The 5,338-nt window shown below is 60.9% G+C and carries 3 protein-coding genes and 1 pseudogene; 2 read left to right on the top strand and 2 right to left on the bottom strand.

The window, feature by feature from the left end; genetic code table 11:
- Positions 1–508: 508 nt before the first annotated feature.
- Both AC1D1Z_RS33625 and AC1D1Z_RS33620 read right to left on the bottom strand, forming a co-directional pair.
- Positions 509–2,212: an adenylate/guanylate cyclase domain-containing protein gene (locus tag AC1D1Z_RS33625; protein WP_018246057.1), complete on the bottom strand. Its 1,704-nt coding sequence runs from the start codon at positions 2,210–2,212 to the stop codon at positions 509–511.
- Positions 2,213–2,453: 241 nt separating this feature from the next.
- Entirely contained in the window at positions 2,454–3,353 is a 900-nt protein-coding gene (locus AC1D1Z_RS33620) for a helix-turn-helix transcriptional regulator (protein ID WP_018246058.1), read from the bottom strand.
- Positions 3,354–3,600: 247 nt separating this feature from the next.
- On the opposite strand from AC1D1Z_RS33620, the gene AC1D1Z_RS33615 reads away from it, so the two are divergent.
- Positions 3,601–5,064 (top strand): aldehyde dehydrogenase, encoded by a 1,464-nt coding sequence (locus AC1D1Z_RS33615; RefSeq protein WP_477853155.1) that lies wholly within the window; start codon positions 3,601–3,603, stop codon positions 5,062–5,064.
- Positions 5,065–5,133: 69 nt separating this feature from the next.
- Positions 5,134–5,338: pseudogene (locus tag AC1D1Z_RS33610) on the top strand (ABC transporter substrate-binding protein); the annotation flags it as partial.

Raw genomic sequence — 5,338 nt, 5'->3', positions numbered from 1 at the left:
CCCGGATGGCGGAGCTTCAGGGCATCGGGAGAGAGGTGAGGATTTTTGCGCTGTCGTGAGTTTGGTCTTCGTGGTCAAATTAACTTCAGCAGTTTCCGGTAACGGTCGGCCCTAAGTGGACTTTTTTCGTTGTCGAAGGACACGGCTGCTTTGCGCCTAATTTTGCCGTTGAAACAGACCTTGCACCTGCCGGAAAGCAGCCATTGTCTAGTTTCAAGGTAACGGCATCTTTGCGCCGCCGATAGCGGAAGCAGGCGTCGTGGCCTTCATGTCTCGGCGAAGCTGCTTAAATGTTTTGCAAAGCATCCTGTCTTCATTCTGGGCTACGGGCTCATCGCCACCACGATGCAAGGCGGTTCAGCGGAAAAGTCATGTAAGACTGGGGCTGATTGACGCGTTTTGTGAAGCGTCTGAAGAAGCTTGGCACTGCGATCGAGACCGCCGTTCTCGCGCAGCGCATATCCGTCGATCAAGTCCTCGAACGCGTCGGAATTGTCCCCACCCGCTGTCACATCTCTGGCAGGCCGGCCTTTCGGAAGCCGTCAACAAAGTGGTCTCGTACAGATGCATCGCGCAGCGGCTGGGAGCTGAGCCAATGCCCAATCGTGAAATGAGGGTGGGCGATCAGGAACAATTCTGCTTCTCGCAGCGCCTCCTCATGGTGGCCCAACTGTGCAAGCGTAGCGGCCAGGAATTTGCGTGAGTTGGTACGATACGTGTCTTCCCTGCGGAGTGTAGCGGCTGCCGCCTCATAGTCACGCGCGGCGTATTGCGCTTGCCCAAGATGACAAAGATACCAGCACGCTGGATAGGGATTGAGCCGCAGAGCTTTTTCGATCTGCGCAAGTCCGTCGGCAACCCTGCCGTCCAGCACTGATACGTCCGACATGGCGGCCCAGGTGTCGGCGTGGTTGGGGTCCAGCTCCAGGGCCTTGGCGAAGGCGGCCTCCGATTCCTCCCATCGCCGCTCATAAGCCAAAATGGTCCCCAGAACGTAACGGCAGCCGGCATCGTTGGGATCCAGGTCGACCGCCTTCTGCGCGGACGTCACCGCCATCCGACGGTTGGGATCTTCGGGCTCGCCGAAATGAGTCCAGGCAAGCCAACGATTATAGGCGAGCAGACCAAGCGCCTCGGCATATGATGGCTCGAGCTTGACCGCGCGTTGGAGCAGCATATAGGCCTCACGCTCAGTTTGCGGCGACTCTTCCGTCAGGAGGCGGGCGCGCACACACAGGTCGTACGCCTCAAAGTTCTTCGGCCGATTGCGCTGCGGCGGGATGGTCAGTCGGCCGACGAGGGCTTCAACAATCTTGGCGTTAACTTCATCCTGTAATTCGAAAACATCTTCCACCGTCCTGTCAAACCGGTCGGCCCACAAGTGCCGGCCGCCAAGCGCGTCGACCAATTGGGCATTGATGCGGACACGGCCCATTGCGCGTCTGGCGCTCCCCTCCAGGACGTAGCGGACGCCGAGTTCCTGGGCGACCAGCCGTACGTTGACCGGCTTGCCCTTGTAGCCGTACACGGAATTGCGCGCGATGACGAACAGGCCAGCCGTTCGGGAAAGGTCAGTGATCAGGTCTTCGGTCAAGCCGTCGACGAAAGGCGCGTCCGCTTCATTCCCACTCATATTCGTGAACGGCAATACAGCGATCGAGGGCATTTCGGGCAGCGGCAATATGCTCTGCAGCGCATCCGGCCAATGCCACACGTGGACTGGGCGAGTCAGGTTCTTCAGGTAGCGTTCGCCTGCATCGAAGAACCGGTCGCCGATCTTGCCGACGATCTCGCCGTGAACGCTGGCTGAAATGCAGATACCTCCCGGCGCGGCCTGCGTCTCGAGGCGCGCCGCGACATTGACCCCGTCGCCGAGGACGTCTGAACCGTCGTCAATGACATCACCCAGATTGACGCCGACACGCAAAAGCAGGCGCCGGTCGGAGGTCTCAACAGCGGTGGTGGCCCGTTGCATTTCCAACGCTGCTGCGACCGCTTCCACCGCGCTACTGAATTCGATCAGGAAGCCGTCGCCCACAACCTTGAAGATGCGGCCGTTGTGGCGCATCACAGCCGGCTCGATAACGCCAGAACGGAGTTTCCTGAGGTTCGCCAGCGTTGCGCCTTCATCAGCCTCCATCAGGCGTGTATATCCCACCACATCGGCAACGACGATGGCGGCAAGGCGACGCTGAATAGATTGATCCGTCATGTGAGGACAAGCCTAATGACCAGATTAGCAAGTTATTGTTCAACCGCAGGTGAGTCAACAAATCGTAAGAGGTAATATCCAGGCGATCTCCACCTTCCGGCCCCAAATCTGTCATGCCTTCACGCCGGGGCAACGACCGCTTCTTGGCGCATCGCAGGCCTACGCCGGCTTGGAGTTCCGCATCAGCATGATCTCCGATCCAAGTCTGGCAAATTCCAGCCTTGACCAAATGAGCCCGAGCCTAAGGCCAATCGGCGTAACCTGAGGACAGCATGCTGTTTTCCGAGCCGGCCGACGCGCGGGCGATCTCGCGGTAGCCGGCGGGTGAAAGGCCGGTCTTGCGTTTGAAGAAATGGCTGAAATAGGTCGGGTCGCGAAAGCCGAGGCTGTCGGAGATTTCCTGGATATTGCGGGCCGAACGCTCCAATCTCAGCTTTGCCTCCTGCACAACGCGCTCGTGCAAGAGCTGGATCGGCGAGCGGCCGAGCGCCCTTTGGCAGATGGAATGCAGCCGGTCGGCCGTGACGCCCAGCTCTGCGGCATAATCGCTGATCGGCCGGTGCCGGCGGAAGCCGGCCTCGACCAGCTGCCGGTATCTCTGCAGGATCGATCCGGTTTCGCCCTGCCCGCGCTGCTCGCTTCTCTCACCATCGGAACCGCGCCACAGCGCCATCAGAATGAGCCTGATATAGGCGGATGCGACCATCCAGGAGGAGCGGGTGGGATCGCCCAATTCCCGCACGAAGCCCGAAATCAGCGGACTGATTTCGGCCACAGCTGAGGGATCCAATGCCTCGACCAGCTTGCGCTGCTCGGTGAAGATGCGCAGCGAATAGGATTCCACCTTGTCGCCGATCGCATCGACCATGATCTGCGGCGAAGCTCCGACCAGATGGGCCGCGGTTCCGGCTGATATCGACAGGTCGCATCGCGCCTGCGGAGGCAGGAAGGCAAGCAGCGGCCCGTGTAGCGGCCGATGGTCGCCATTGTCGAAATGAAGCTCCCCGCTTCCCTCGCCGAGCAGAAGGAAATGATGGAAATCGGCATAGAGTCCTTTTTGAAAACGGATACGCCGGTGCGACAGCGACGGCCCGTGCCACTCGCCCCTGGCATAGTGATGAATCCCTCCGTCCGTTGCCAAGCTTCTCCTCCACTCCCCAAGTCAAACAATGCTGTAATCGCCGGATAATTACAATATTAACCCAATAAATCGCATTCCATCCGCGCCAGATCGGCGTAACCTTTTCTCATCAGCCTTTGGGAGGAGGCTCTTCAACAGATGCAGGAACCGTCAGGCGACCCTCGTGGCGCCGCGTCCGCTCGTTTTCTCCCATGGCAACAACGCAAACCGGCATGTGGCGCCAGTACGTGGCGCCAATGCCTGGCAAATGGATGGAACAGTGTTCGCGGCAAAGCTGATGATCAACAACGAGGCGATGGATGCTTCCGAAGGGGCCACCTTCGAACGCATCGATCCGCTGACCGGCGACGTCGCAACGATCGCTTCGGCAGGATCCGTTGGCGACATGACAAGGGCAGCCAATGCGGCCGCGGCCGCTTTTCCGGACTGGTCCCAGATCGGCCCGGGCGAACGGCGCAGGCTCCTGAATGCCGCAGCCGATATCCTCGAGGCCCGCACGCCCGAACTCATTGCCGCCATGACTGGAGAAACTGGCGCCACCGCGCAATGGGCGGCGATCAATTGCGGCCTTGGCGCGGATATTCTTCGCGAGGCGGCGGCGATGACCACGCAAATATCAGGCGAGCTCATTCCTTCAGGCATTCCGGGAAGCCTCGCCATGGCGGTCCGCCAGCCGGCAGGCGTCTGCGTCGGCATTGCCCCCTGGAATGCACCTATCATCCTCGGCACCCGCGCCGTTGCCATGCCGCTTGCCTGCGGCAACACGGTTATCCTGAAAGCCTCCGAACTCTGCCCGAAGACCCATGGCCTGATCGGCGACATCCTCTGTGACGCCGGTTTCCCGCGCGGCGTCGTCAATGTCGTTTCCAATGCGCCGAGCGATGCCGCCGCCGTCGTCGACGCGCTGATCGCCCATCCGGCCGTGCGCCGCATCAATTTCACCGGCTCCACCCGTGTCGGCAGGATCATCGCCGAATCCGCGGCAAGGCATCTCAAGCGCTGCCTGCTTGAGCTCGGCGGCAAGGCGCCGTTCATCGTCCTTGCCGACGCCGATATCGATGAGGCCGTGAGTGCTGCCGCCTTCGGCGCCTTCATGAACCAGGGCCAGATCTGCATGTCGACCGAACGGATCATCCTCATGGACGAGATCGCCGACGGCTTCGTTGGCAAATTCCGAACGAAGGCCGCAACCCTTGTCGCCGGCAATCCCAAGGACGGCAACACGCCGCTCGGCACGCTGATCAACACTGAGGCCGTCCGGCGTGTCAGGTCGCTCGTCGATGATGCCCTGCAGAAGGGCGCGGTTCTCGTCTGCGGCGGCCAGGCCAACGGCACGCTGATGGACGCAACCGTCATCGATCACGTGACGCCTGCCATGCGCATCTACCGCGAGGAGAGCTTTGGACCGGTGGCGGCGATCATCCGGGTCGGTAGCGTCGACGAGGCTGTGACGGTTGCCAACGACAACGAATATGGGCTGTCGGCGGCCGTTTTCAGCGCCGACGTCAATACAGCACTTGCCGTTGCCATGCGGCTCGAATCCGGCATCTGCCACATCAACGAAGCCACAGTTTCCGACGAGCCGCAAATGCCCTTCGGCGGCGTCAAATCAAGCGGCTACGGCCGCTTCGGCGGCAAGGCCGCGATCGATGAATTCACCGAGCTCAGATGGATCACCATGGCCTCGGGAAAACGGCACTACCAGATCTGAATTGAGATCGGTCGGGATGAACACTGGGAACGGGCTGGGAGGCCCGCATCAAGAGGGAGGAATGAATTCATGAACGGCATTTTCCGCAGCGGAAAATTCAACGCGGCATCGCTGAGCCGCCGCTCTTTCATCGCATCGACCGTGGCGGGCGGTGCAGCGCTGGCGCTTTCCCGCCGCACGGCCTTCGCTCAGAGCGGCGATACGCTGAAGGTCGGCTTCATCAGTCCGCGCACCGGCCCTCTCGGCGGCTTCGGCGAGACGGACGGTTATGTGC

This window comes from Rhizobium sp. P1_E1, assembly GCF_056406015.1.
This window is presented reverse-complemented; position numbering and strand designations above follow the sequence as displayed.